Genomic DNA, 26,742 nt, shown 5'->3' with positions numbered 1-26,742 from the left:
GCAAGGTATTTGCTGTTCGGGGACATCATTAATATCAGCCCTGCAATAGCAGGCCGCCTGGACAAAATATATGAAAAATTAACTCTTGACTAGAACATGTGTTCACTGGCATAATTAGATCAAACAAATGTTCGGTCAGGGGGTTTTTTATGTGTTAAGAGATATTCTGCTTGCAGATATGAACGCCTTCTTTGCCAGTGTCCATCAGGCCCTCCAGCCGGAACTCAGGGGAAAGCCCGTAATAGTGGGGGGTGATTCAGCCAAACGCCACGGCATCGTTCTGGCAGCCAGTTATGAAGCCAAGTCAAAAGGCATAAAAACCGGCATGACAGTCCACGAGGCCCGTATACTCTGTCCGCAGGCAGTCTTCATCAATCCCCAGCATCACCTTTATGTCCACTTTTCCACGCGCATTTTGCGTATTATGAAGGATTTTACACCTTTAGTCGAACCTTTTTCCATTGATGAGGCATTTCTTGATGTTACCGGCTGCCGCAGCCTTTTTGGCTCGCCTGTTGAAATCGCCAGGAAATTAAAAGGGCGAATCCGTAAAGAAACCGGCATAACATGCAGCATAGGTATAGGTCCGAACAAACTGCTGGCGAAAATGGCTGCCGGACTGCAAAAGCCTGATGGTCTGACCCTTCTGCATTATGAAGATGTACCCTTAAGGATCTGGCCCCTGCCGGTAAGACAGCTTTTCGGAGTGGGTCCCCGGTATGAGCGCCATTTAAACCTTTTAAACATCCACACTATAGGTGACCTTTCCAAATTTCCCGTATCCATTCTTAAACGAAAATTCGGTGTTTATGGTGAAGTGCTCTGGCACAGCGCCAATGGGATGGACAGCAGCCCTGTAGATCCCAATACTTTGGATATCACAAAAAGTATCGGCCAGCAAATAACCCTGCCGCGCGATTATGAAAGACGCGAAGATATAAAAGTTGTTATTTTGGAGCTCTCCGATTTGGTCGCGGAACGGGTCAGGGCAGGGGGCTATGTGGGAAGGACAGTCGTTTTGTCTTTAAAAGACAGCAACTTTGCCTGGCTGTCCAGAATGCATACTCTGCCTGAATTTACCGATCTTGCTTTTGATATCTCCAAGACAGGGCTGATAATCTTAAAAAAACACTGGCCCGATGGCTGGCCTGTGCGTATGGTCGGAGTGGCGTTGGCGGGTTTGACCTCTCAAAAAATGGAGCAGCTGACCTTGTTCGGTGAAAGGGAAAAGCTTAAGAAAACCGAAGAGGCGTGCGACAGGATCAGAAGCAGATTTGGCGAGAGGGCTGTTTTTAGGGCAGTTTCTCTTACGAGGGCGGGGATCAGGTATGCATGATAATAAGCTTTGGGAAGGACACAGGCTTATCCTGCCTGAGATGAGGGAGAAGGCCTTAATGTATTGCCGTGACTGCAGGTTTTTTGTGCAGGTGCAGGGCAGGGAGGAGGTCAGACGCGGCTGTTTGGCTGGTGTGCCCGCTTACGGAACCCTGCAGAAACGGGTCCCTTTGAAAATAGGTTATCTCGATCTGTTGAAGATAGCCGGGCCCGCGGGAGTAGATAAGATATTGGAAAACGGTAATCCGGACGCCCAGGCCTGCGGGTTGTTTATGCCGGCGTACAAGCCTAAACCTGGAGCAGTTCGCGAAGCATCCGCGCGTTTCGGACCGCCTGGCCGCGGTAATGGTTATTGAAGGCAACGAATACCTGCTTTGCCTGTTTGGCCAGCTCATTTATTCTTGGGGTCCATTCGCCTATTTCCTCCCGGGTATACAGGTAGTCATATCTTTCGTAAGATTCTTCATGTTTCCACCACTTGGCAAGATTGCGGCCGTGAAAACGGACATAAGCAACTTCACTGGCGCATATGGCTGTCTGGCCGACAAGTCCTTTTATATTTGGTTCATCCACACAGACATACCCTATTTCCAACATTCGCAGAAAATCCCAGGTAGCTTCTTTAACCCAGCTGTGGTGTCTGAATTCAACTACAAGAGGGATTGATTTTAAGAACATCCCCTTCAGGCCGGCCAAATAACGCCTGTTTTCCTCCTGATTATGAAAAGAGTATGGGAACTGCAGCAATACTGTGCCAAGCTTTTCTACTTGCAACAGGGGTTCTAAAGAATAACAGAATTTTTTTATATCTTCCGGAACGCTTTCCTGCCGCTCGTGGGTAAGTGTCTTGTATGCTTTTATGGTAAATATAAAATTTTCAGGAGTCCTTTTGGCTAGCGAGAGAAAAAGATTTTGCGAAGGCAGGTGGTAATAGGAAGAGTTTATTTCCGTAAAGGAAAACTCTTTCGCGTAAAATTCCAGCATTTTGTTTTTGCTGACTGCAGAAGGGTAGAAAGGCCCCCGCCAGTCGTCATAGCTATACCCTGAAGTACCGATAAGAATTGACATTTAAATTCTCCATTCCGGGATGATAAGCATTAATCTAAGGGTGCAATATTATTTACTCTACTCGTTGTTTGCAGCCGGAGGGGTTAATAATTCCAAGTTTTGTATTGCACGTGTTTCTTTTTCAATAATTTCGGAATCTTTTATTTCGTTTCCGGCTGCAGTTCCGTATTCCTTAAATTTACGTGCGCTGACCAGCACCCTGCTTTCCAGAGCGCCTACGGCCCTGTTGTATGCTTCGACTGAATTATCCAGGCCTTTTTTGAGATCGGAAAAATATCCGGCAAGGCCCCGTAACCTTTCGTATAACTGGTTGCCCAAAATGCTGATGGCTTTTGCGTTTTCGGTCAGCCTTTCCTGTTTCCAGCCATAGGCTACCGCATGCAAAAGAGCAATCAAGGTTGTGGGGGTAGCCATTACGACATGCTGTTCAACGCCGAACTCGATTAGTCCTGGTTCTTGTTCGAGCGCCGCGCTGAAAAAAGCTTCGCGCGGCAAAAACAAAACTACAAATTCCGGAGTGGGGTCAAACTGGCTCCAATATGATTTGCTGCCCAATTTAGCAAGGTGGGTGCGTATATTGCGCGCGTGTTCTTTAATTTTTTCATCTTTAATTTTTTCATCCTGAATTTCCAAGGACTCAATATAGGATAAAATAGGCGCTTTTGAATCGATGACGATGTTTTTATTATTGGGGAGTTTAACGACTAAATCAGGCCGGAGGCGGCCCTGTTCCGTATTTACTGATTCTTGTTCGATAAAGTCGCAGTATTCAACCATGCCGGCTATTTCGACTACTCTTTTAAGCTGAATTTCACCCCAGCGCCCGCGAACATTTGGTGTCCGGAGGGCATTGACAAGGTTAATTGTCTCAAGTTTGAGCCTTTCCTGTGTCCGGGATAATACTTCAACCTGTTTGGTAAGGCTCGTATATGCTTCCAAACGTGATTTCTCCAGTTCATTAATTTTAAGATCTACTTTTTCCAGGGAATCTTGAACGGGCTTGACAATTTCATTAACTGCTTTTTGGCGGGATTCAAGGTCATTTTTTGCTCTTTCCTGATATTTTCCCAGAGCTGTCGCGGCCAGTTCCAAAAAGGTCTGGTTATTGACACGCAGGGCATCCGCAGAAAGAGCTTTAAAAGCGCTGGAAAGGGATTCTTTTGCTTCCTCCAGCATCAAAAGCTTCTCTTTATTATCATTGTGTTCTTTTTCAAGAAGCGTTGTTATCTGGGCAATTCTTTCCTTTAATCCCGTGATATTTTCCCGGGCTTCGGACAGTTCGGAGTCCTTGTTTTTTAAGGCAAGCTCAAGCTCGTTGATCCTTCTGTTTTTTTCTTTAGACACTGTCGTTTTCTCAAAGATCAGAAAAACCAGAAAGCTTGTCAGAAAAATAAAAAGAAAAATGGTTAGAGTCTTTTCCATAAAGAATCCCTTTCAGTTAAAATCAGCCTGATAAAATATGAAAAACAGGTTTATTTATTAATTGTCGCGTCCGATAAATATATATAGAGGAAACGGTTTTAAGATGCAACAAGTTACAACGTAATTAATTTTATACTGAATAAATATAACACATTTCACGCCGTTCATACATATATATGAGATCTCATTCTTTATAGTTTATAAAAATGCAGAGTGTTCCCTAAAACAATGGCTTATGCAAACAAAATAAGGTCCCGTTCTTTCTGAGCGGGACCTCTTTCTGTCTGTTAAAAAACAGCCAAATGTTATCTTGCGTTGAGTAATTTAACGACTTCCCCCGGTATACTGTTAAGTGCAAGCAGGCATTCAGCGCCGCCCTTTTCATAAGCTACTCTCGGCATACCAAAGACTATTGAAGTAGCCTCATCCTGCGCTATTGTCCTGGCGCCCGCAAGACGCATGGCCAACATGCCTTCGGCTCCATCGCCGCCCATACCGGTAAGCATAATTCCGGCCGCGTTGGCGCCGGCGTATTTAGCGACTGACTGAAAAAGCACTTCCACACTGGGACAGTGGCCGTTAACCTCTTCAGTTGAATCACAGTTTACCTGGTAAATGCCTCCGGAACGGACAACTCTCATTTGACGTCCGCCCGGGGCAATCAGAACACGACCGTCCATTACACGATCTCCTGTTTTAGCTTCCATTACTTCCATGGCTGACAAACCGTTCAATCTTTCTGCGAAATGCTTTGTAAACCCGGCAGGCATATGCTGTACGATTACTGTACCCGGCATGGTTGAATGAAAGCTGCTGATAATAGAGCGAATTGCTTCAGTTCCTCCTGTGGATGCTCCTATGGCGATTACTTTGTCAGTTGATTCAGCAAGCGCCCGACTGGGCTTTTTTAAGGGAACCGGCTGTGAATTTCTATTGCTTATCAATACATTCAGATTCGTTAAAGCTGCAATCTTTACCTTGGTTCGCAGTTCATCCAGCATCATCGTTAAACCACGTTTAATATCAGTGTTCGGTTTAGTTACAACCTCTACAGCCCCGGCTTCAAAGGCGTCTAAAGTTATAGATGCGCCTTTCTTCGTTAATGCGCTGACTACCACTACAGGCAAAGGGTACTGCGGCATCAGACGGCGTAAAAATTCAATTCCGTCCATCCTGGGCATTTCTACATCCAGCGTAAGTACATCAGGTAGGAGACGGACAATTTTATCACGTGCAATATAAGGGTCCGCAGCGGTTCCAACGACTTCTATTTCCGGATCTTGAGAAAGCCCTTTGGCAAGTATTTCCCTGACCAGGGCAGAATCATCTACTATTAGAACTTTTATTTTTTTCATCAGCTGCTCACCTTTTTTAAATTTTTTGGTATATTGCGGGTTTTACGTAACTGAAAACTCCAAGGGAACGGTCTATTGTTTCTGTATGCCCGATGAATAGGTACCCGTCCGGCTCCAGGTAGCGGTGAAACCGTTCCAGAAGAGACCGGCGGGTTGGGCTGTCAAAATAAATCATTACATTCCGGCAGAAGATAACATCAAACTTGCCTTTAAAAGGGTAACTATCCTGGATCAGGTTCAGCCTTCGGAAGAGCACCTTGTTCTTTAAATTTTGATGAATCGTCCAAACGCCATCCCCGACTGAGACAAAATATTTCTGACGGTATGACGGCGGAACTGTTTCCAGTTGTTCTTTTGTATAATTTCCTCTAATTGCTTTATCCAGGGAACTGACTGAAATATCCGTGGCTAATATATAAAAAATTGATCCCTGGCTGATACTTTCTGAAATAACCATAGCGGCTGTATAGGGTTCTTCTCCCGAGGAACATCCTGCGCACCAGATCTTAAATTCTTTTTCATTATTTCTTTCAAGTGGTTTGACAATTTGGGGCAGCAAGGTTTCCTTAATAAAGCCAAAATGATCCTTTTCACGGAAAAAATAGGTATGGTTAGTAGAAATTCTGTCGATGAGCGTTAGAAGCGCGCTTCCGCTTGTTTCTCCGGCCACATACTGATAGTAATCCTTAAAACTTGTAAATCCGCCCTGCTGAAGCACATTCTGCAGTCTTCCGGTGATCAAAGTTTGCTTTTGTTCGTTCAGGCTAATTCCGAATTTATCGTAGATAAGACCGCCGATTAATTCGTATTCCTTTTGACTAAGCTGCATTTCGTTCAATTTCCCCTCAAGTATATTTTTTAAAAAGCAGACAAGGGGAGTTTACCCCTTGTCTGCTTTTAGCTTTAAGAAAAACTTAGAAACGGCCGAAGTCAGTGTCGTCCAAAGAAATTATTTCCTCAGGCCTTAATCTGGAAGCGGCTTTTTTTGTGCCGCCGTTGTTGTTGTTTTCCAACTTGAGTCCTGCCAGGGAGAATCCCTGATCCTGCGTCTGCTGGCTTTGAATCATCGACTGCAGCATCCGGAGCATTTCGGGTGTTATCCCTTGCGGCAGCGCGTTTGCTGCGGAACTGCCAAAGCTTTGTTTTCTAAGCCTGAACTTGCGCAGGGTCTGTTTTAACTGAATTGCCTGACTGGAAAGCTCTTCGCTCGCTGAAGCCATTTCCTGCGCGCTGGCCATGTTCTGCTGGGTTACCTTATCAACCTGATCAAATGCCTCGCTGACCTGGTCAATACCCATGGCCTGCTCCTTCGAAGCCGAGGCAAGTTCACCGATAACATCGGTGATCTTGGTTGATCCTATAGTTATTTCTTCAAGGGCCTTGGATGTTTCTTCGGCTATCTTTGTGCCGACTTCGGTTTTCTTAATCGAACTTTCAATCATTTCGGCTGTTTCCCTGGCAGCTTTGGCGCTGCGCTGGGCAAGGTTCCTTACTTCTTCGGCGACCACCGTAAAACCTTTGCCGTGTTTGCCTGCGCGCGCTGCCTCAACCGCGGCGTTAAGGGCAAGAAGGTTTGTCTGGAAGGCTACCTCGTCGATTGCCTTGATAATCTTGGATACGTTGGAGGCTGATTCGTTAATGTCATTCATTGCCTTGACCATGTTGGTCATCTGGTCGGACCCTTTTTCAGCGCTCTGTTTTGCCTGGACAGACAGCTGACTGACCAAAGAAGCGTTTTCGGAAGTCTGCTTGGTCTGCTTGGACATCTCCTGCATCGAAGAGGAGATCTCCTGAAGCGAACTGGCCGACTCTGTAGCGCCCTGGGAAAGCGACTGGCTTGAATCCGATACCTGCTGAGAACCTGCGGCAACCTGATCGGCCACCACAGTTACCTGGTTTAAAAGGTCATTCATACTGGATATTGTAGTGTTTAAAGCGTCTTTGATTAAGACGAAGTCGCCCTTGTATTCTCCTTCTACCGAAACATCCATGTTACCTTTGGCCATCTCCTGAAGGCATCTTACCGCCTCCTTTTTGATGATTCCATTCAAGGATTCAAGGCTTGTATTAAGCGAATCTTTAACGATGGTATAATCGCCTTTGTAGTCTCCGGTCATCCTCACGTCAAGTTCGCCCTCAGACATTGCTTTCAGACAAGTAATGGTTTCAGTAACCGGAACCGATACTGCGTCGAGCATACCGTTCATGCCTTCGATTATCTTGCGGTATTCGCCCGCATGCTGGGAAACGTCCGCCCTGGTTTCGAGTTTTCCTTCAACACAAGCCCAGGCCAGCATATTTGCATCTTCTGCGCATTTTTGAATGGATTCCATCGCCCTTGTGAAAGCAGGCATAAGCAGATCGTTTTCGCTTCTGCGGACTACTTGATGGTACTCATCCAGATCAGCAAGCGATCCGTTAGCGATATTAATTGTTGTATTTAGAATTTTCTCCATTCTGCCATGAACGCCGCTGACAGCAAAAGCGAGTTCATTCCAGACTCCGCTGTATTGCTTTTCTATCTTTTTGGTATAATCATTGACCGCCATTCTGCCGAGGACGTCGGTTAATTCGTTTACCGGTTCGGCCATCGAATCAAACAACTGGTTCATGACGAAAATTATCTTCAAGTAGGCGCCATCCAGTCCGGAGACATCTTTGCGTTTGGAGACATCTCCCGCCATGGCCGCCTGCGCGAGAGCTTCAATATCAGTAAAAACACCTTTTAATTTGCTTATCATGGTCATGAGCGACATCATCAGAATATCGTTTTCGGATCTGGCGCTGAAAGATACATCGAGGTTGCCATTGGCGATCATTTGGGCAGTAATGGCAATCTGCTCGGTTGCGCCGATCAGCATGTTCAGGTTGTTCTTAATTTCATTGAAATCACCTTTATATTCTTCAGTTATTTTCGGCGGCATGTCCCCTTTGGCTATCTGTTCGACATAATCGGCTGATATTTTCAGCGGTCTTACTATTTCGTCCACGGCGTCATTTGTTCCGCGCAGAATCTTGCGCCAGACACCCTGCACACGGTCCGGATTGGCCCTTTGGTCCAGTTTGCCTTCTTTGCCTGCGGTTATAACGACGCCTATTTCATCAACAAGGGCTCCGATTTCTTCGATAAATGAGTTCAGGTTGTTTTTAATTGTATTGAAGTCGCCCTTATACTCATCTGTAATTATAGGCGGTGTATTGCCCTGGGTAAAGCTGTCGATATACTCCGCCGCCAATTTCAAAGGAGTGGTGAAGGCGTCAAGAGTGTCGTTGAAGCCTTGGACTATTTTTTTGTATCCGGACATTTTATAGTTTTCGAGATTGCCTCTTGTCTCAAGATTGCCGTTGTTGGCAGCTTCCATTATCTTGCTGATTTCTTCAACTGCTTTTACCTCTTCAGAGATATCAAGCATGTATTCCATGCCGCCAACAATATTGCCGTTTCCATCCAGGATTGGTGAGGCTGTACAGCGAATGGGCAGATCTCCGGAGGAAAGGCTGGCTACTGCATCTCCTGTATATACTCCTTTCCCCTTTATCGCCCTGGCAACCTGGCAGTCATCCGTATTGCAGCAGCCCATGTTGAACAAGCCGTAACACTTTTGATCATAGCACGCTTCCTGTGTTTTTCCAACCAATAAAGACGCAGCACGATTTACAAAATAGACATTCAGATCATTATCAACTGCTATAACCGGTGTGGGGATTTCGTTAAGAACCTTTGCTTTCCTGTTTGTGACGCGCATATTCTTTTCCAGTTCTGTTATATCCCTGATTAAGCCAATAAAATAAGCTGCTTCTTTTTTGCCTTTCTCGGCAAAAACAGGTGTAAGGTCGCATTCCAGAGTAGCCTTCCTGTCATTAATAATTGCTCTGACTTCAAAGCTGGTTTTCTTGCCATCGGCCAACGCTTTTTCAAACAGGTTATCTTTTGTATTAATTAATGCAGTTACTGAACTGCCGGCTGTTTTGTCCTTTGTTTGTCCTGCCATGGCGGAAAGACACTGATTCACGTAGATGATATTGCTGTCCTTCCCTATAACCAAAACAGGAGTATCAAGTAAGTCAAATACGGAAAAGTCTTTCTGACTGTTTTCAGCCTTCTTACCGGTGTTCTTTTCAACTGCTTCTTCTGAACCGTTGTGCATTTATTCTTCCCCCTCATAAAGTAGTTTGTTGGCGTTGAGCAGAATTTTTACCTTATCGCCTACCTTGCCTAAACCCTGGATAAAATTGCTTCTTTCACTCCTCCTTATTTTGGGTGGCAGTTCTATTTCAGTTTTCGGTATGTCCAGAACCTCAGACACCCTGTCAACAATTAGCCCTACAGCCTGTTCATTAATATTTATGACAACAATACATGTGCGGTCATCGTAGGGACGTTCTTCTATATCAAAGCGCAGACGTACGTCCATAACAGGGATAACTTTACCGCGAAGGTTGATTACTCCTTTGATAAAACCTGGCATGTCCGGGACCTGGGTAATATTTTGAATGCCCACGATCTCTGTGACGTACCTGATTTCGATGCCGTATTCCTCTCTGCTCAGAATAAAGGTTAAAAACTTATCCTCCTGGGTGTCTTCATCGTCATAATCATCCTCCAGCAGATCTACTTCCAATCTTTCTTTAACACTCACAGTCCCACCTCAATTTTTTATTTATTTTCCACGGAAATTATTAAATCTTCAATGTCGAGAATCATACTGATATCTCCATCGCTTAAAATTGCGCAGCCTGAGATCCCTTTTGCATAACCAAGATAGGCCGGAAGTCCCTTTATGACAATCTGCTGCTGACCAATTAATTCGTCAACAAATAAGCAGCATTTATTTTCATCGCTGGCAACGATCATTAATATCCCGTCAGAAAGTTCCTGGTGCAAAGGTTCAATATCATAAAGTTCGTGCAGACGAAGGACAGGCAGAAGTTCTCCGCGGACGCTAACGATTTCCAACTTATCAGGTGTATATGTGATCTGATCCGCCCCGGCCTGAAATGATTCTTTTATAGAAACAATTGGAATTATATAACGGTTTTGCCCGACTTTTACAACCATTCCTTCAATTATGGCAAGAGTGAGCGGAATACGGACAACAAACATAGTGCCTTTTCCTGCCTTGCTTCGGACTTCCACCCGTCCCCGCAGTTTTTCGATATTTTTCTTGACCACGTCCATGCCGACTCCGCGTCCTGAGATATCAGAAACCTGTTCGGCTGTTGAAAAACCCGGTTCAAAAATAAGTTTCCAGATTTCCTCATCTTTTAAATCAGTGTCACCGCTATGGACTAAACCGCGTTCAACCCCCTTTTGCAATATTTTTTCCCTGTTCAACCCTTTACCGTCATCTTCTATGACTATCCAAACTTCACCTAACGAGTGCTTTGCTTCAATTGTCAAGCGGCCGGTTTCCGGTTTTCCAACGGCCTTTCTTTCTTCAGGTTTTTCTATTCCATGATCCATCGCATTACGGATCAGGTGCACCAGTGGATCAGAAATATGTTCTATTATTGTTTTGTCCACTTCCGTTTCCTCACCGATTATTTCCAGGTTGACTTTTTTATTTCCCTTATTAGCAAGGTCGCGTACCAGACGTACCATTTTACGGAATGTTCCGCCAAGGGGGATCATTCTCATGGACATAGATACTTCCTGAATCTCCCTGGTTATTTTATCTAACTGTGTTACCGTCTTTTCAATACCTTCCATTTGAAGGTCCCTTAAAGTTTGGTTGTTAACAACCATTGCTTCAGCAATAACAAGTTCTCCAATCAAATCCAGGAGTGTATCAAGTTTATCGACATCAACTCTGATTGCCTGCTGTTGCGCTTGCTGAGGCTGTTTTTCAGGCGCGGCGTTTTCCTTTCCGTTTTCGGCTGCCGGCGCCTTTTTTTCGGTTTCAGGCTGTGTTATAGTTTGAAGGCTTTGTTCTTTTTTACTCTCTGTATATTCTTCAGGTTTATTCACTGGCTGAACAGACGCTGTTTCGACTGGTTTTTCAGCAGCCGGAACGATAAGTTTTTCAAGGCGTTTGACCAGTTCGTCTATGCCCGGTATTTCAGGATCTTTACCATCATTAATTAACGCTACTGCGTTACGCAGCGCGTCAACAGCGTAGAGCAGGAAAGAAATTGTTATTGAGCTGCAGGCTTGTCTTCCTTCTCTAATTTCTCCAAGGATATTCTCAACGTGGAAACTTACTTTTTCTAGCGGCTCAAACCCGAGAAAACCAGCGTTGCCTTTAAAACTGTGAATGAAACGGAAGCAATTATTTGCCAGTTCAAGATCATCAGGCAATCCTTCCAATTGAAGAAGAACGTTTTCAGCTTCGTCTAGAAGCTCATTTGCCTCTTCTATGAAATGTTCTAGAATTTCATCACTGTTAAGAATATCTTCGGAGTCTTTTTCGGCAGGAATCTCATTGGCTTCGTTTATGGGACTATTCATTAGTTCTGTTTCTTCAGGAGCAGGTAAGACATTGTTTTCTCCTTTTTCAGTATCAACCTGGTTCCGGCAGGATAAAGAGTTAATTGTCCTTGTGAGTTCATTGCTTATTTTTTCAGCGCTGTCTTCAAAACCCGTATCGCTTTGACGTTCTTCCACTACATCCAGAATATTTCTAACCAGGTCAACGGCGCCAATCAGCAAATCAACATGTCCTGGTTTAATAGTTACCTCTCCTTGACGCAAAATATCCAACAACGTTTCTGCTTCATGCGTTACTCTGATTACATTATGGAGTTCAAGGAAAGAAGCCGAGCCCTTAACAGAGTGAAACAAACGAAAAACTGCGTTCAGGGCTTCCTGATCAATTTTCCCTGAATTAAGAGCGCTTTTTTCTATAACAATAATTTGTGGTTCCGCATCATCAAGAAGTTCGCGGCTATCGGCTATAAACAGGTTTAACATTTCCATTTTTTCAGCTAATAAATCGTTCACGGCTATTTCTTTCCTCCTGCCCGGGTTTACTTTAATAATCATTTAATACCTTAGAATAGGCGCCAAAAAGTAAAAAGAGAAATATCTCGTTTTTTAATAATCGGCACATGTTCTATTTTTCTAAACAACATAATGCGAGCATATTCGACATTATCTTCGTTTTATTCTCGGAGTGATGAAGCCTTTGAGATAAGCTATAATAATTTTTAATCACCGTATTTTACTTGTGGTGAGGAGGTTATATTTATTAAAGAAATACGTGTACGTTATGTAAACCGTGATCACAGGCGCCGTTTATACGGCGAGTGCGGCATGGTGATTGTACGGGCTAAAGGTCCCGGGCCGAGAAATATACTGGTCCGCCTTGACTCGGGCGAATTGGTGGTTGCGCCGTGGGGGAACTGGCGCAAAGCAGAAGATAAGCAAAGCTGAACGGTACTTTTTTCGGCCATTTTTACCCCGTATTTCTTGAATGAAACTGGATAAGCTAGAAAAATAACAAATAGGGGGTAATCTAATGCTTTTTGTCAAGCCGGAGCAAATATCTCAAATGGGAGTTTTTGATAAATATGTGAAGAAACCAATACCTGTCTTAGCCAGACAAATGGAAGACACATTTTCAGTTGATACACTGGAAGGCAAGATGGAAGGAAAACCGGGGGACTATCTTATTATTGGGATAAAGGGAGAACTTTACCCCTGTGACAGGGATATTTTTAAAAAAACATATTCAAAATTATAAATAAATCGAGCATTAAGTTCCCGACATTATAAAGCCTTTTCAAGAAACATTAAGTGTGCCGCTGTTTTCGCACCGTGGATCTGTAACCGAAGCTTCAACGGGCGTTGCAGCGGCACTCAAGCAATATCGCTCATCTGTGAATAACGACTTTCTTTAAACCCTCAGATTTTAATTAAAACTCAGCGCTATGAGCGTCAAAGTATTCCCTTTAAACACCTAAATCGATCTCTTTTAAAACTTTTAGGTTCTCAAGAGAGCTTGCTTTAACCATGTGTTCTGAAACAGTATAGAGGACGTCATTAATATAAAGAGACCTTTTTATACCGTTTTCGTAGTAAGTATTTTGTTCGTTGATTATCTTTTCTTCTGAATGATTAACCCTACCTTTTAAGCTAATTCCGTTTTTTATGCTTATCCCGAATACGTATGCCCCCTGCCAGGCGTCACTAAGGATGTCTTCCCAAAAACCGTTTTTTGTTTGTACCTGCTCTTGATAAAATGAAACGGGCAGGACTAAAAGGTTTTTTGAACGGCTGAACAGGAAAGCGTGATGATCCTTTAGCGCCAGAGAGTCCGAACCTTCTTGATCAATAATGTATTTAGATATTTCTTTAGGATTTGCCGGATCGCTCACATCAAATAACCCTATTTTTAAATATGGTCCTCCTGTTCGGGGAAGAACAGGCATAGCCCGGAATTGGTCACCTAAAAGTTCATCTGCGGGAATGGGTTGCGACATAGACGATTCTTTGCCTATTCCAATAAGATGGTTTTCATCAAAAGGATGCAGATAATCCGAATAACCCGGAATCTTCAGCTCTCCAAGAACTTTGGGATTGTAAGGGTCTTTTAAATCAACCGTAAATAACGGGTCCATTTGCCGGAATGTGACAAGATATGCTCTGGGTCCAAAATACCGGACCGAATAAATTTTTTCCGAAGGGGCCAGCCCTTCCAGTCTTCCCGCAATCTTCATTTCCTGATCAAGTATATATATGTTGTTGGAGGTCGATAAAGGTTCGCCAAAGGTAAATCTTTGAGAAGTCGTTGCTGCTCTGAAGAATCCATTATATTCGTCCATGGAGAATTGGTTTAACACGTAACCCGGAATCTCACCTTGACGACTGAAAGTTATTCCGCCATTTTTGATGGAAAACCTCCGGATTACAGTTTTTCTGTTTTCCTGGTTTATTTTATTATTCAAGTCTCCAAATAAACTGTCCATTTTCTGTTCAAGGGTATTCACCTGCTGATCGCTAAAACTGCTTAAGTTTTCGTTAATAATTTTTTCAAGTCCGTCTATCTGTTTAACGGGACTTAAAGTTGAAAGTCCGTCTAATTGCCTGGCAGTATTATAGGGCAGAGCTTCCTTAAGGCTGCTGATTGTTTTTTGGACATAATTTTGCACGTCAGGAATTTTAGGACTTAACAGATAGATATTTTCCTGGGAGGAATAAATATTTTGGGATGAACCGGATAAGAATGTCTTACATGCCGCAGCCTCGTTGTTATTAAGAATATTAAATGACATCAGCAAGGTATACTGATTATAGTAGTCAGGATAATCAAAATAATATATGTCTTTAACGTTGATTGTTTCATTCTTAGTGTTAAAGCTGATTTCAGGTAGCCGGACTTGTTCCTCGCCGGATGCCGGCTCATATTCAACTGCCGGTGTGTTGGCAATTGCATAAACGTAATTCCCGACCATTCTTGAATTTATATAATTGCCTTTGAAGTCTATATCCCTCTCCAGAACAGGTTTCTCATGATCGGAAATATCGAAAACTTTAATTATTACACCTGGTTGGGAATGCCAGTCTCCAAGAATTACAGCCAGCTTGTTTTTATTTAAATAGATTTCATTTGGCGCCGCTTCAGCCGCAAAGCTTATTTTAGAAACGACCTTTGCTTTTTCAGCGGGATATGCATAAATAATGCTAATTCCCCGGCTGTTTGCAGCGTAAATATATTTGCCGTCACACTGCACCAAATCACCTTCTTCAACCCCGTCGACCTGATTATTGGTTGTTGAAAAATCTCTGGAACCTGAAGTTCCGCCTGATTCATCCTGCATCTGCAGGCTGGGCATGGAGATGTTTTCTTTCATTGCCCCGGTTAATAAAGGAAAATCATAGGAGAACATGCTGAATTTCTGCATGAACTTCCTGTTGCTGAGCAGGAAGTCTTTTAATTCGGAATAGGAATTAAATGTTTTCAGGTCGCTCTTTCCCATTTCTTCTGAATATATGGCTGGGCTGAACAAGAAGAAGAACGTCAACAATGCCGCAGCCAAAATAATTGATCCCTTCAGATGAAAATTTTTCATCGAAACAAACACCCCTTTTCAATTTGTATATAAAATAGACGAATGGAACACCCAATTTGTTCCTGCAAATTGCCCGTGCAGGAAAAATTGTAGAGAATATTAAAAAGGAAAACAAAGAAATAATTAACGCTCTTAAATCGCCTTAAAACGGATCAGCAGCCTGCTAAAAGGCGGAGGACGCCTTTTTCTAAGAGATATTGTTTATCCATCCGATGTAGAGGATTACAGCCTTTATTTTGACACTTTAATAGGCAATATGAAGCAATATGCCGGTGACAGGCCGGCCAGGGATTTGGAAGTTCATATAAAAGATAAATATTCAACCCTTGACTGGATTATGGAAGGACTCCTTCAAAAGGCTGGATTCAGCATTGAAAAAAAACAATACCGGGAAGAATACATAGCAGTTTATCTGTGCAGCAAGGTTTGAGGCAAAAAACTAAGTTAGATACCCCCTGGCCAGGGCGATCAGAAAGTCAGTCCTTAGTTTAAGGCTCGGTATATCAATCCTTTCATTTCTGCCATGGATAGTCTCTTTAACGCTCTGGTCATATCCGTCAGCCATGTGTCCAATTCCATACGATGGTATCCCGGCCAGCCGGAGATATCTGGAGTCCGTGGCGCCCGGGGAGATATAGGGAAGGCAGATTACTCCCGCTCCGGCGGCTTCCCTGGTTGTTTTCTCGATAAGCCGGTAATATTCCGTTTCCGATGTTGAAAAAGTAGGCTGGTGATAGTTAAAAACGTCGATTTCGATTTCCCTGCTTACAAATTTGCGCAGTTCGTCCCGTACATATTCCAGGTTCTGGCCGGGCAAAACCCTTATATCAACTTCCGCCTGGCACAGGCTGGGAACGATATTGATCTTTTCACCGCCTGAGATCATATTTGGGGAAACGGTCATCCTGGTCATTGACCTTAAAGTTTCCGACAGGTTCTTGTCTCCGAGGGAACTGATTATTTTATCCGCATTTTCCGGGCTAAGCGATGCTCCGAAGCCTTTTATTTTTGATAATTCCGTCAGCAGGCGCTTAACTTCAGGGATAAGAACTATCTCTGGCTTATAGCCGGAAAGAGCTTTAATTGAGGAAACCATTTTGACCAGCGCGTTCTCCCCCAGAGTTGGAATGGAACCGTGACATGCTTTTCCTCTTGAAATTAATCTGCTCCAGGCAGTGCCCTTTTCTCCAACCTGGATAAAGAAAACAGTGTTTGATCCTAACTGCACCGGTTCCTCTGCGCCTTCATTGATGGCGAAATCGCTGCGCAGCTTTTCAGGATACCGGTCAAGAAGCATTTTTACACCAAAGCCGCCCCCTTTTTCCTCGTCGGCAGTGGCTGCAAAAATCAGCGTTCCGTTAAGGGGCGTTTTGTTTTGTGCCAGATTAAGCATTGCGCTTGCCTGGGCAGCAGTGAGTCCCTTGCAGTCCAAGGCGCCGCGCCCGTGGACCGTATTGTCGTAAATACTGCCTGAAAAAGGGTCGTCGTCCCAGTCATCACCGGCCGGGACTACATCCGTATGGGATAAAAAAAGAAGTCTTCTGCCGCCTTCACCAAGGCGGGCGATAAAGTTGCCGCGTCCTTTTTCGGATTCAATGATCTCATTTGGAATACCTGCAGAATCAAAAATTTGTTTGAGATAAACGGCTGCAGCCGTCTCATTTCCAGGCGGGTTAACCGTATTTATTTTGATTAGGTCGGAAAGAATTTGTTCGGGTTTCAATTTTAGGACCTCCTTATCCTTTAAAGGCGCCTGCGGGGTAATGGATAAAGTTGAAGACAGATGATAAAGCGCCGCCTGCATTGATAAGTAATAGATCATCCGCCAGTTGACGTATTCTACCAGATAACCCCCCCCAGGGCCGGACCAATCGCCGGGGCGAAGAAGTAGAATTATTGAACTCCAGCCGGTATGCCTTTATGACGCCTGATTTTTTATATCAAAAATAATTTGCCGTGTCAATTAAACGGTTTGAAAGGGTACATAAAGCAGTTGCTTTTTTATGAAGCGGCTGGACTATATATTTTTTAAGACAAACCGATAACTATTTTAAGAACAGGATAGATCCCCATGCTGCTAATGCAGCGCAATCATTAAGATGAGAATTCATTGGATTTAATTCAACGGGTATTTTTAATAAAAGGTAATAGGAGTTGTTTAATATGAAAGCAAGAAAAAGAAAGACGGGTCTCGGCATACTGCCCAGCGTTCCCTGGGATACACATTTTTGTGCCTTTTACAAAACGAAACAAGACTTGGCGGATATTTTGATTCCCTATTTTACAGCCGGTTTGCAGAGTAATGAATATTGCATTTTGGTCACTTCCGGATTGCTTGATGCAAAAGAGGCTGAAACGTTAATTGGGGAGAGCATTCCTGATCTCAAATATTATCTGGAAAGAAAACAGATAGAAATTGTTTCTTATCTGGATTGGTATTTTGTTGATGATATTTTTAACCTTGAAAAGGCAATGGAGGTCCTGAATAAAAGACATAATCAAGCCCTGGCTTTAGGATTTGAAGGGTTAAGGATAGCCGGTGACATGTCCTGGTTAAGCAGTAAGCAAATCAAAGATCTTTGCAGTTATGAAAAAGATTCTAATAAAGATATCCTTAAAAATAAGATTCTTGCAGTATGTACTTATTCTTTAGATCATTGTCAGGTGAATCAAGCGTTAGACATAATAGTTAACTACCGGTATGCCTTAGTTAGACGCGATGGCTGCTGGGAGAAAGTCGAAAACTTTGAATACAGGAGAATGGACAAAAAATTACGTAAAGGTGTAGTTCGTTACTACGCAGAGCGCAGACGCGCCGAAGCTATTTTTAAGAATCTCTTTAACAATTTGCCGATGAGTATTTATCTGATCAAAGATGGGAAATTTGGTTTTATCAACCCGGTTCTTTTAAGGGAAACGGGTTACCAGGAGAGTGAACTGCTGGGTTCTAACGCTTTGAATCTGGTTTATCCTAAAGACAGGAAAGCGGTAAGGGAAAAGGCAATCAAGATACTAAAGGGAGAGAGTGTTTTCCCATACAAATACCGGTATATGACTAAAAACGGAGAGTTAAGATGGAGAGCAGAGACAGTTGCCGCCGTCTATTGCAAGGGGACAAGAATTATGCTCTGTACATCCATGGATATTACAGAAGTAAAAGAAATAGGGGAGCAGTTGGAATATTTGAGTTTACACGACTCCCTCACCGGTCTTTATAATCGCGCCTATTTTGAAGAAGAGATGCTCCGTTTTGGTGAAAGCAGGTTTTCCTCCATAGGAATAATTGCGTGTGATATAGACGGACTTAAGTTTATAAACGATAAGCTTGGACACAGTTATGGAGATAATATTCTTACTGCGGCTTCTCAAATGATTAAAAACGCTTTTAGGGCCGGGGACGTTGTGGCCAGGGTAGGGGGGGACGAATTTGCCGTCCTGCTTCCAAACTGCAGCGATGAAACTGTTAGATCCGCTTGTTCCAGGATCAAAAATAATATTGAGATTTATAACGAAAAAAATGTTCAACTTCCTTTAAGTATTTCCATGGGTTTTTCTGTTGGGAAGAGTAACTCCGGCGATCTCCGCAATCTTTTCAGGGAAGCGGAAAACAACATGGGCAGGGAAAAGCTTCACCGAAGCAGAAGCGCCCGAAGCTCAATTGTACAGGCGCTGATGAAGACATTGGAAGTAAGGGATTTTATTACCGAGGATCACGCCAAGAGAATGGAAGATCTCGTTACAGGTCTTGCAGAGATTGTTTCAATGCCTGACAATCAGATTACCGATCTGCGGCTTTTAGCCCAGTTTCACGATATAGGCAAGGTCGGCATATCCGACAGCATACTTTTTAAGCCCGGTCCGCTAACGGAAGAAGAGATTAAATCTATGAGACAGCATACCGAAATAGGCCATCAGATAGCTCTGTCTCTGCCGGAACTGGTACCGATAGCAGATTGGATACTAAAACACCACGAGTGGTGGAACGGCAAAGGTTACCCGCTGGGTCTTGCAGGGCAGGAAATTCCTGTTGAATGCCGCATACTGTCAGTTGTTGACGCTTATGACGCAATGACTAACGACCGGCCGTACAGGAAGGCGCTGCGTAAAGAGGATGCGTTAATGGAGCTTAGAAGATATGCCGGTATTCAATTTGATCCGATAGTGGTTGACTGTTTTCAAAGGCTTGTTGAGAATTAACGAAGCAGGGATCATTACCTTTTATGCGGACTTTTTTAATGAATTCTCAGATCAAGAATCCGAAGTTCCTTGATCTGGCTGCTTAAATCGACTCCTGTTTCAATGTTAACAGTCAGATTGCCATTCCTAATGTTTTCCTTTAATTCAGGGTATTCCGCGAAGAGAACCTGCAGGACATTTTAAACCTGGACAGGCGAATCTTTTGTATTCTGTCCAGGGTTCCCGGGTCTATATTATTTTCAATTACTTTTCCTACAATGGAGGCTGCTCTTTTTACGGAGGCTGCTCTTTTTACCATTGACGGTGAGCAGTTATACGATAAAAATGATTCCAGCGCAAAAGAAATTAAGCCTGCAAGAAGATGAGTTGCTCCGCTCATTAGTCCCCCATAATTTATGACTTTTTAACTATTATGCCGGTTATGATTGTGGAAATCGCAACGGTTGCAAATACTGTTATGGCGGCGTCAATGAACAATATATTTGTTATATTTATAATTGGGTTATAAATATAGACCAAAATAACAATAACTATGGCAACCCAGTGACTGGTACAGTAAGTGCAGCTCAACAGCGCTCCGAACCATTTGCTGCGTTTATAAGCCCAATCGCGCAAAAAAGAAAAGGGGCTGCCTCTTGTTAATGTAATAGATATAGATGAGACACACATTGAGATTATAATCAGGTTAAAAATCTTCTCAGCCAATGCAGTTCATCCCCTTACCGCCTGTCTTCCATCATCAGCAAACTTTCCTACTACAGTAAACCGGCGCAAGTCGTGACCGCCGGTTAAAATCACCTTACCGCATCTAAGCCAGGAATGAGCCACAAGACTCTGCTCATTCTTGCCCACTCCGAGATAAAGCGTATTGGCTATTCCGTATTGTCTGAGCATGATTTTACCGGTTATCGCCTGTACCAAGCACTTGCTTTCCCATGGAGTAAAGCGGCTCACTGATTCAACTATCCAGCCAATCCGCCTGGCTGCTTTTAGTCTAATAACATCTTCATTATCCGGCGATTCCTGCATATGTTTGCCGAGAGCAGGCGCCAGCCAGCGGAACGGCAGCGCTAAAATAATCAAACGCACCATTCCTGTCAAAAAAAAGGCCTCTGTAAACAATCCCTTTTCCCGCCATGGCAAAGCACAGAATTTAATAATGTTTTTTAGCAAAACAAACAAGTCCTTTTTGTAATTATGAAGGAACGTCATACTGAGGGCAGCGCCTCGTTTTCGTATAAACAAGCTAACGCATGAAATCTGCCGTCCCTGTTTTGCATTAAAGATTGGTAGTTGCCTCGTTCTACGATCTGCCCGTGCTCCAGCACAAGGATATTGTCGGCGTTCCTGATTGTGGATAAGCGATGAGCAATAACCAGGATCGTCATCTTGCCCCGCAGGTTTTCAATAGCTTGTTGAATACGCTTTTCGTTTTCAGTATCCAGGGAACTAGTGGCTTCGTCCAAAATCAGGACAGAGGGTTTCTTTAAAAGCGCTCTTGCCAGCACAACTCGCTGACGCTCTCCGCCGGACAGGCGTACTCCTCTGTCGCCTACAACCGTATCAAGGCCGTCGGGAAGACTGCTGATAAAGGAATCAACCGCAGCTAACCGTAAGGCTTCCCAAATTCTTTCTTCTGAAACATCCGGACAGACCCAGTGCATATTTTCCCTGATACTGGCATTAAATAAAAGAGCGTCCTGGGGAACATAGCCGATGGAATTTCTCCAGGGGAGTAAATTTTCCATCAGTGGTTCATCGTCTATTAAAATATCTCCCTTGCTCGACTTCAGCAGTCCGATCAACAGATCAACAATAGTACTCTTGCCAGCCCCGGAAACACCGACAAAAGCGGTAGTCGTACCTGCAGGAAGGATAAAATCCAGATCTTTAACGGCGTAGCCGGAACGGTTTGAATTATAAGCAAATGAAACATCACGAAACATAACTCCGTGATTCAGTTCTATCTTTTTTGATGTTCCGCCAGGCGGAAGGTTCTCTCTGGCGGCAAGACATTCATCTTCTAATTCCTTAGAAGCATGAAAAGCGGGCAGCATAATGTTTATGTTCTGCAGCCCCATTTGGAAAGAAGAGAGTTTTGGCCAGAGACGGGCCGCAATAACTGAGATTATGATGAAATCCTGGGGATTCAGCTTAAATATTTCAACAGCGCTAAACAAGAAAAGGCTTATAAAAACGGCTGCGCCTACTTTGTAGATCATGTCTGTCCTGGTTTGCAAATTATTGAACCTGGTCAGGTTCTTCTTCATCATTTCACGTGTTCTGATAAAGTTTTCGACCTGAGCAGCCTCAACACCATAGCTCTTGATTTCTTTTAAACCGTTTAAATGTTCTGTAAGATCAAACAGCAGGTTACTGTTTAAACTTGTAATCACCTCTCCCAACCTGCGGGAATCATTGGCAAAAGTCTGTAAAAACACAAACAATAATAAAGCGCTGATCAGCACCATTAAAGTAAGACCAGGCGCGATCATAAAAGCTATAGTAATTTGGATTAAAGAAATTATAGAAGTAGTTACCAGCTGTAAGAAATAATTCACACCGTAATAAACGCGCTCGAGCTCGGTAATGATGACATTTGTAATATCCGATTTCGTCTTTGATATTAACAGCTGCCATTCGGCGTATGCCACTGCTTTAAAGAGCCTGACGGATAAGGCGACAGCAAACGACTGCTGAATTTCGAACTTAATTATGGACTGAAGCCGCTGCAGCCAGCTCTGGCCAAAATTAAGGCTTATATATAACAGAAGCACCATTGTCAGGTTTAACGGCAAACCTATATTCTGAAAAAAATTATTCAGCAAAGAAGATAATCCGCTGCTTACTTCTATACCCGGAATGACGCCGGCCACCGTTAATAATGGTATAATCATTAAAACGCTTATACCTTCCATCATTCCAAGCGAAATCATCAGTATAAAATTAACCACGAACTTGATCCGCGATAGATTATATAACTCCCTGACATAAACGTAAATCAAAGCCATAATACTGATTCCTCGTTAACTCATGAATAAAAAAGCGGTTCGAGCTTAGCGCATGGTACTAGAAGATTATAATATCAATCTAGTAATTGCCATTATATCAGCTAAGCTAGAACCTGCAGTTACGCACGATGTACAGTAAACGAAACAATATATTGAGCTGAATTAACCAGCTCAATCAGCTAATAACTTGTAGTGTGTGTGGTCCTTGTGGCCCATTTGATCCATGCGGTAAATTTGGTAAATGTGGTCCATTTAGTCCGTGTGCTTGATAATTTTCTGTCGTTTTAGTTGAGATCTCGATTACTGTCGGTTCGGACCAGACCTTTTTCAAAGGAAGCACTTCCTTCCCCTACCTTTTATATAATAGAAACTATAATATTTCTCAATATGTGAATATAAGTCATTATAAATTCTTTTTGCCGGCTAATCAATATCTATAAGTCCCCGGTCATAAAGTTTGTTTACGAATGACAACACATCACGCCGGCAGATTGTTTCTTCCACAGTGTATTCTTTTACAAGAACATCCACTATTTCTTTTATTGTGTGAGGCGCTGCTAATAATTCCCATATTTGACTGCCGATAGCATTTAAACCATAATAGCTGCCTTTATCAATGTTCAACATGACTTTTTCTCCATCCAAATCGGCGGCCACAAGCCCTGCAGCCTGGGTTACAACGGTAACTTCACTGATTTCCTTTTTTGTTTCCATAATTATCCCTTTCTATAAGGCTTGCATTATCAGATCCTGTTTTCTGACCAGCGACTCTAGATCCTGTAAAACAAGGTTAACCTGTTCTTCAACTGAGATTACCCCTGCCGGTCTGGTCAGACGAGAAACAGAAACCTGTCTTGCTATTGCAACACATTGATTAAAATGCGCCGCTTTCAATCCCAACCCGTCTATTAACCATGGCCGATACGTATGGCTCATCAGCACTGCCAGCTTGTCAATACTTGCAAGCGGGCTGATAGCTGCGCTGCAGTCTTTTTCAACTTCCAGTTCATATACCGCGCCAAGCGGCGCAGGTGATTGCCAATATCCTTTCAGCGCAGGCACTGCAAACTTATCTGCAATATTATTGGAATAAAACGGTGTCAGGTTGGCAATGTCGACATCCATGGTTTCTGCGCTATCGCGCCATAGTTTTTGTTGAGGATAGGCTGGATGTACCCAGGGGGTACCTTCATTGTCCAATGTTACCGCTGCAACATCATCTGTTAAAAAAGAATAACCTCTTTTTCTGAAGGCAGTTAACAAAGTTGATTTGCCGGCGCCTGAAATTCCGGTAAAGATAACACAGTATCCATTGATAATTATAGCGCTGCCGTGAATGGGTAGAATTCCACGCTGCATCATCAGCGCGCCAAATGTAGTGCCCAGAAGAAAAAGCCTTACTGAACTTTCTTCCGATTTCTCCGCAGTTTCCACAACGATATTGTTTCCATTAGTTACATAATAACAAGCCACCCCGGGGATATGTAGTAATAACTTGTTTTTTTCAGCTTTATAACTCTCAAATCTGTCAAAGTCAACTGCGAAGCTATCCGGCGCCTGACCTAATCTGATCGTGACCTCCGGCATTCCGGGCAGATCAACCGCCACCAATTCCGGCAGCAAAATATCAGATGAGATATGCAGTCCAAAAACACTATAATGGTAACTTACGCTTCTTTTTTTTCTGTTAAACACAATTTTGCTCATTGTTGAACCCAACTTTTACACTGTGAATTTTAAAAAGCTTTAAAAGTATTATCGGCTAGTTCAATCATGTTATAAATACTTGTCTCTCCAATTTTTATTCCATTTTATATTTGTCCTTGGAATAGCTGTAGGCGTCGGAATGATATTCCATGTCTCTCTGTGTATAAAAACTCCAGTATAATATAAATAAAGATTTTACTTATATTAACATAAATAAATATTTTATTCCAGACATTTTTCCGGCTTAATTAGAAAATTTACATAGATTTAACAAATAAAAAAACAAAAAACACCCTCGTCTTGGTACAATAGGACTTGACGAAGAACATTCTAAAATGGCAAAAGGATGCCCATATGGTAATTCATGGTATATATAAAAATTTCGTTTTAATACTTAATAAAAACTATCATCTAAACGAATTATTTATAAAGAAGACTTGCTGTTCATGAGAGGTTTCTCCAAATACTTACAAATTCATATTGTAATAGTCCCCAAGATTATTTATAATACCAAAGAAAGGTATTTTTTGTTACGACATTTGCTAGTAATGCACCAACAAGAAGGTATGAACCGGCAATATTCTTGTTCCGATCTAAATATTTGGCGAATAAGGAGGCACTATATTGAGCGATCGGGATCTCTCAAATAATTCTGATGATCAATTAACTGATTTAAGAGCCATATTGAAGGTTATTAGAAAATACTTCATACTTATCACTATTTTTACTCTGCTTTTTGCAGGCGCCGGCTATTATTACAGTTTTTATATCTTAAAACCATACTATAACGCAAAAACTTTATTACTGGTAACCCAGGCAACCGACACGGTGAAGTCACAATCCAGCCGGGAAGACAACCTGAATTCCATTATCAACTATGTCAACCGGACACCAATCTTGACAATGAATACTTATGTCGGTGTAATCAAGAGCGAAGCGTTAATGACGAGAGTTATTAGAAAAATGGATTTGCTTAAGATGGGTTACACACCCCGCTATCTGGCCAGTCAGATCAGTACGACAGTGACAAAGGATTCCTACCTAATCGAAGTAACTGTCAATAACAGTAATCCTGATTTAGCGGTCAAAATAGCCAATACTCTAAGCCGTGAACTCATAGCCATGATGACGGAAAGGAACAAGGATTTAATAGACCGTTCCGTCAAGTATCTACAAGACCAGGCGGAAGCAATCAAAGAAGAACTTCAGAAAACTATAAGTCCATCGGAGAAAGATCGTCTTAATAATATCCTGGCTCTTTTATCCGAGGGAATTACAAATGCTCAAATTGCCCGCAACCTTGATTTTGGGGGAGCCAACCTGGTTGTAGTTTCCCCCGCCATGGGTCCTTATTTAGTTATACCCGAAAGGATAAAAATCATAATTGTGGCATTGATTCTTGGATTAATGGTTTCTATGGGTATATCTTTTATCATCGAATTAATGAAAGATACAGAGAAACCAGAGAAACCAGGAAAGACAAAAAAAGAAAGAGAAGGTTAGCGACGAATAAAAATTTTAGTCTCAGATATATGCTTTTTTGGATAATCACATCCGGCAAGATTATAAACATCTGGAAAGACTTCAATTAGGAAAAAAGTAGGGTGTTTATTTTGAAAAACTACACCAGAATTATTTTACTCGTATTGTTTGACGCATTACTGTTGAATATAGCGCTGGCTATAGCGGTTATCCTGCGGTCCAGCAACGGCTACGAAACTGCCCTGCAGCAATTAATGGCCTATTTTAAGCTCGCCCCTGTCATTATAATAGCGTTTCTGCCAGTTTTTTATTTTTTTAAGCTATATAACCGGGTCTGGGCCTATGCAAGCCTGGGAGAGATGATGGCTATTATCCAGGCAGTCACCTGGGGAAGTTTGGGCACTGTAATTGTTACCTATTTCTTTTTTTCGCCTATACCAAGATTTATCGTTATTGTGCATTGGGCTTATGCCATCCTGCTGGTGGGAGGGTCCAGGATGGTTCTGCGCATTAATTATGAACGCCAGAAGAGCAGTAAAACCATACCCAGCAAGCGGACCTTGATCATCGGCGCAGGTGACGCCGGAGCGATGGTAGTAAGAGAAATGAAAACTCGCAACAGTGATATCCTTCCGGTGGGATTTATAGATGATGATAGTAATAAACACAATTTAACAATAATGGGTCTGCCTGTTTTGGGTAAAAGGGAGCAGATTCCAGATATCGTCAGGAAATATAAAATTGAGTTGATCGTTATCGCTATGCCTTCAGTAGGCGCTTCCGCAGTACGCGATATCGTGGAGATATGCCGCAGCACAAAAGCTGAGCTGAAAATCTTGCCAGGCGTGTACCAGATTATCGAAGGACAGGTATCGGTAAGCAGCCTCAGGCCTGTACAACTGGAGGATCTTTTAAGGCGGGAGCCAGTTCAGGTTGATCTGAAGGAAATAGCCGGATACCTTAAAAAAGAGACAATACTTATCACCGGCGCCGGAGGTTCCATCGGCTCCGAGTTATGCAGGCAGGTTGCAACCTTCGGCCCAAGCAAGCTTATACTTTTGGGCCATGGCGAAAACAGCATCCATAAAATATGGATTGAATTACATTTTGGACATTTCATCGGAAGAGCGGCGGGGAGGGGAAGAGGGTAGACC

The 26,742-nt window shown here is 42.9% G+C and carries 20 protein-coding genes and 1 pseudogene; 6 read left to right on the top strand and 15 right to left on the bottom strand.

The features are described 5' to 3' along the window. Positions 1-151 precede the first annotated feature (151 nt). Positions 152-1,336, top strand: coding sequence for a DNA polymerase IV (locus tag DEH07_10200; GenBank protein HBY04866.1), 1,185 nt, complete (start codon positions 152-154; stop codon positions 1,334-1,336). Positions 1,337-1,364: 28 nt separating this feature from the next. Beyond that, positions 1,365-1,613, top strand: a pseudogene (locus tag DEH07_10195) (hypothetical protein). A gap of 10 nt (positions 1,614-1,623) precedes the next feature. Here the strand turns inward: DEH07_10195 and DEH07_10190 are convergent. From DEH07_10190 to DEH07_10160, 7 genes are all read right to left on the bottom strand, one after another. After that, a complete protein-coding gene (locus tag DEH07_10190; GenBank protein ID HBY04865.1) occupies positions 1,624-2,403 on the bottom strand; it encodes a DUF72 domain-containing protein in 780 nt (259 codons plus the stop codon). A gap of 57 nt (positions 2,404-2,460) precedes the next feature. Beyond that, positions 2,461-3,825 carry a DNA recombination protein RmuC gene (locus DEH07_10185; GenBank protein HBY04864.1) on the bottom strand — a complete coding sequence of 455 codons (1,365 nt, stop codon included), beginning with the start codon at positions 3,823-3,825 and terminating at the stop codon, positions 2,461-2,463. Positions 3,826-4,130: 305 nt separating this feature from the next. Then, on the bottom strand, positions 4,131-5,180 hold the full coding sequence (locus tag DEH07_10180) for a chemotaxis response regulator protein-glutamate methylesterase (GenBank protein ID HBY04863.1): 1,050 nt from the start codon (positions 5,178-5,180) through the stop codon (positions 4,131-4,133). 16 nt (positions 5,181-5,196) lie between these two features. After that, on the bottom strand, positions 5,197-6,009 hold the full coding sequence (locus DEH07_10175) for a chemotaxis protein CheR (GenBank protein HBY04862.1): 813 nt from the start codon (positions 6,007-6,009) through the stop codon (positions 5,197-5,199). An 85-nt stretch (positions 6,010-6,094) separates the two neighbouring features. Then, on the bottom strand, positions 6,095-9,328 hold the full coding sequence (locus tag DEH07_10170; protein ID HBY04861.1) for a hypothetical protein: 3,234 nt from the start codon (positions 9,326-9,328) through the stop codon (positions 6,095-6,097). After that, positions 9,329-9,790 carry a chemotaxis protein CheW gene (locus tag DEH07_10165; GenBank protein HBY04860.1) on the bottom strand — a complete coding sequence of 154 codons (462 nt, stop codon included), beginning with the start codon at positions 9,788-9,790 and terminating at the stop codon, positions 9,329-9,331. A 47-nt stretch (positions 9,791-9,837) separates the two neighbouring features. Next, positions 9,838-12,162 (bottom strand): chemotaxis protein CheA, encoded by a 2,325-nt coding sequence (locus DEH07_10160; protein HBY04859.1) that lies wholly within the window; start codon positions 12,160-12,162, stop codon positions 9,838-9,840. Between the two features lie 508 nt (positions 12,163-12,670). Between DEH07_10160 and DEH07_10155 the strand changes: the two genes are divergently transcribed. After that, positions 12,671-12,862 carry a hypothetical protein gene (locus DEH07_10155; protein HBY04858.1) on the top strand — a complete coding sequence of 64 codons (192 nt, stop codon included), beginning with the start codon at positions 12,671-12,673 and terminating at the stop codon, positions 12,860-12,862. Positions 12,863-13,070: 208 nt separating this feature from the next. Here the strand turns inward: DEH07_10155 and DEH07_10150 are convergent, their stop codons facing one another. Then, entirely contained in the window at positions 13,071-15,191 is a 2,121-nt protein-coding gene (locus DEH07_10150) for a hypothetical protein (GenBank protein HBY04857.1), read from the bottom strand. Between the two features lie 439 nt (positions 15,192-15,630). After that, on the bottom strand, positions 15,631-17,013 hold the full coding sequence (locus tag DEH07_10145; GenBank protein ID HBY04856.1) for a hypothetical protein: 1,383 nt from the start codon (positions 17,011-17,013) through the stop codon (positions 15,631-15,633). A gap of 341 nt (positions 17,014-17,354) precedes the next feature. Here DEH07_10145 and DEH07_10140 point away from each other — a divergent pair, with 341 nt between their 5' ends. Beyond that, complete coding sequence (locus DEH07_10140) at positions 17,355-19,388, top strand: hypothetical protein (GenBank protein HBY04855.1); 2,034 nt, start codon at positions 17,355-17,357, stop codon at positions 19,386-19,388. Positions 19,389-19,527: 139 nt separating this feature from the next. Here DEH07_10140 and DEH07_10135 read toward each other — a convergent pair whose 3' ends face one another. The 6 genes from DEH07_10135 to DEH07_10110 form a co-directional block, all read right to left on the bottom strand. Beyond that, positions 19,528-19,767 carry a hypothetical protein gene (locus tag DEH07_10135; protein HBY04854.1) on the bottom strand — a complete coding sequence of 80 codons (240 nt, stop codon included), beginning with the start codon at positions 19,765-19,767 and terminating at the stop codon, positions 19,528-19,530. 14 nt (positions 19,768-19,781) lie between these two features. Continuing rightward, positions 19,782-20,093, bottom strand: a complete 312-nt coding sequence (locus DEH07_10130) for a hypothetical protein (GenBank protein HBY04853.1) — start codon at positions 20,091-20,093, stop codon at positions 19,782-19,784. A gap of 6 nt (positions 20,094-20,099) precedes the next feature. Continuing rightward, entirely contained in the window at positions 20,100-20,561 is a 462-nt protein-coding gene (locus tag DEH07_10125; protein ID HBY04852.1) for a lasso peptide biosynthesis B2 protein, read from the bottom strand. Between the two features lie 35 nt (positions 20,562-20,596). Continuing rightward, a complete protein-coding gene (locus DEH07_10120; GenBank protein ID HBY04851.1) occupies positions 20,597-22,399 on the bottom strand; it encodes an ABC transporter ATP-binding protein in 1,803 nt (600 codons plus the stop codon). A gap of 423 nt (positions 22,400-22,822) precedes the next feature. Next, the gene (locus DEH07_10115) at positions 22,823-23,113 is read right to left on the bottom strand and encodes a lasso peptide biosynthesis PqqD family chaperone (GenBank protein HBY04850.1); all 291 of its coding nucleotides are present in this window, start codon (positions 23,111-23,113) and stop codon (positions 22,823-22,825) included. A 12-nt stretch (positions 23,114-23,125) separates the two neighbouring features. Further along, positions 23,126-24,106 carry a hypothetical protein gene (locus tag DEH07_10110; protein HBY04849.1) on the bottom strand — a complete coding sequence of 327 codons (981 nt, stop codon included), beginning with the start codon at positions 24,104-24,106 and terminating at the stop codon, positions 23,126-23,128. Between the two features lie 621 nt (positions 24,107-24,727). On the opposite strand from DEH07_10110, the gene DEH07_10105 reads away from it, so the two are divergent. Both DEH07_10105 and DEH07_10100 read left to right on the top strand, forming a co-directional pair. Continuing rightward, the gene (locus tag DEH07_10105) at positions 24,728-25,609 is read left to right on the top strand and encodes a hypothetical protein (GenBank protein HBY04848.1); all 882 of its coding nucleotides are present in this window, start codon (positions 24,728-24,730) and stop codon (positions 25,607-25,609) included. A 101-nt stretch (positions 25,610-25,710) separates the two neighbouring features. Continuing rightward, on the top strand, positions 25,711-26,739 hold the full coding sequence (locus tag DEH07_10100; protein HBY04847.1) for a hypothetical protein: 1,029 nt from the start codon (positions 25,711-25,713) through the stop codon (positions 26,737-26,739). Positions 26,740-26,742 lie beyond the last annotated feature (3 nt).

The organism is Desulfotomaculum sp. (assembly GCA_003513005.1).
In the GTDB taxonomy this organism is placed as follows: Bacteria; Bacillota; Desulfotomaculia; order Desulfotomaculales; family Nap2-2B; genus 46-80.
Note: the sequence above shows the minus strand (reverse complement) of the source record. Positions and strands in the feature narration are given on the sequence as shown.

What these genes read in the sequence shown, in the direction of transcription:
- DEH07_10190 (HBY04865.1), bottom strand. Translation starts at nt 2,403, where the DNA reads ATGTCAATTCTTATCGGTACTTCAGGGTATAGCTATGACGACTGGCGG.
- DEH07_10185 (HBY04864.1), bottom strand. Translation starts at nt 3,825, where the DNA reads ATGGAAAAGACTCTAACCATTTTTCTTTTTATTTTTCTGACAAGCTTT.
- DEH07_10180 (HBY04863.1), bottom strand. Translation starts at nt 5,180, where the DNA reads ATGAAAAAAATAAAAGTTCTAATAGTAGATGATTCTGCCCTGGTCAGG.
- DEH07_10175 (HBY04862.1), bottom strand. Translation starts at nt 6,009, where the DNA reads ATGCAGCTTAGTCAAAAGGAATACGAATTAATCGGCGGTCTTATCTAC.
- DEH07_10170 (HBY04861.1), bottom strand. Translation starts at nt 9,328, where the DNA reads ATGCACAACGGTTCAGAAGAAGCAGTTGAAAAGAACACCGGTAAGAAG.
- DEH07_10160 (HBY04859.1), bottom strand. Translation starts at nt 12,162, where the DNA reads ATGATTATTAAAGTAAACCCGGGCAGGAGGAAAGAAATAGCCGTGAAC.
- DEH07_10155 (HBY04858.1), top strand. Translation starts at nt 12,671, where the DNA reads ATGGGAGTTTTTGATAAATATGTGAAGAAACCAATACCTGTCTTAGCC.
- DEH07_10150 (HBY04857.1), bottom strand. Translation starts at nt 15,191, where the DNA reads ATGAAAAATTTTCATCTGAAGGGATCAATTATTTTGGCTGCGGCATTG.
- DEH07_10145 (HBY04856.1), bottom strand. Translation starts at nt 17,013, where the DNA reads ATGATCTATTACTTATCAATGCAGGCGGCGCTTTATCATCTGTCTTCA.
- DEH07_10140 (HBY04855.1), top strand. Translation starts at nt 17,355, where the DNA reads ATGAAAGCAAGAAAAAGAAAGACGGGTCTCGGCATACTGCCCAGCGTT.
- DEH07_10135 (HBY04854.1), bottom strand. Translation starts at nt 19,767, where the DNA reads ATGAGCGGAGCAACTCATCTTCTTGCAGGCTTAATTTCTTTTGCGCTG.
- DEH07_10120 (HBY04851.1), bottom strand. Translation starts at nt 22,399, where the DNA reads ATGGCTTTGATTTACGTTTATGTCAGGGAGTTATATAATCTATCGCGG.
- DEH07_10115 (HBY04850.1), bottom strand. Translation starts at nt 23,113, where the DNA reads ATGGAAACAAAAAAGGAAATCAGTGAAGTTACCGTTGTAACCCAGGCT.
- DEH07_10110 (HBY04849.1), bottom strand. Translation starts at nt 24,106, where the DNA reads ATGAGCAAAATTGTGTTTAACAGAAAAAAAAGAAGCGTAAGTTACCAT.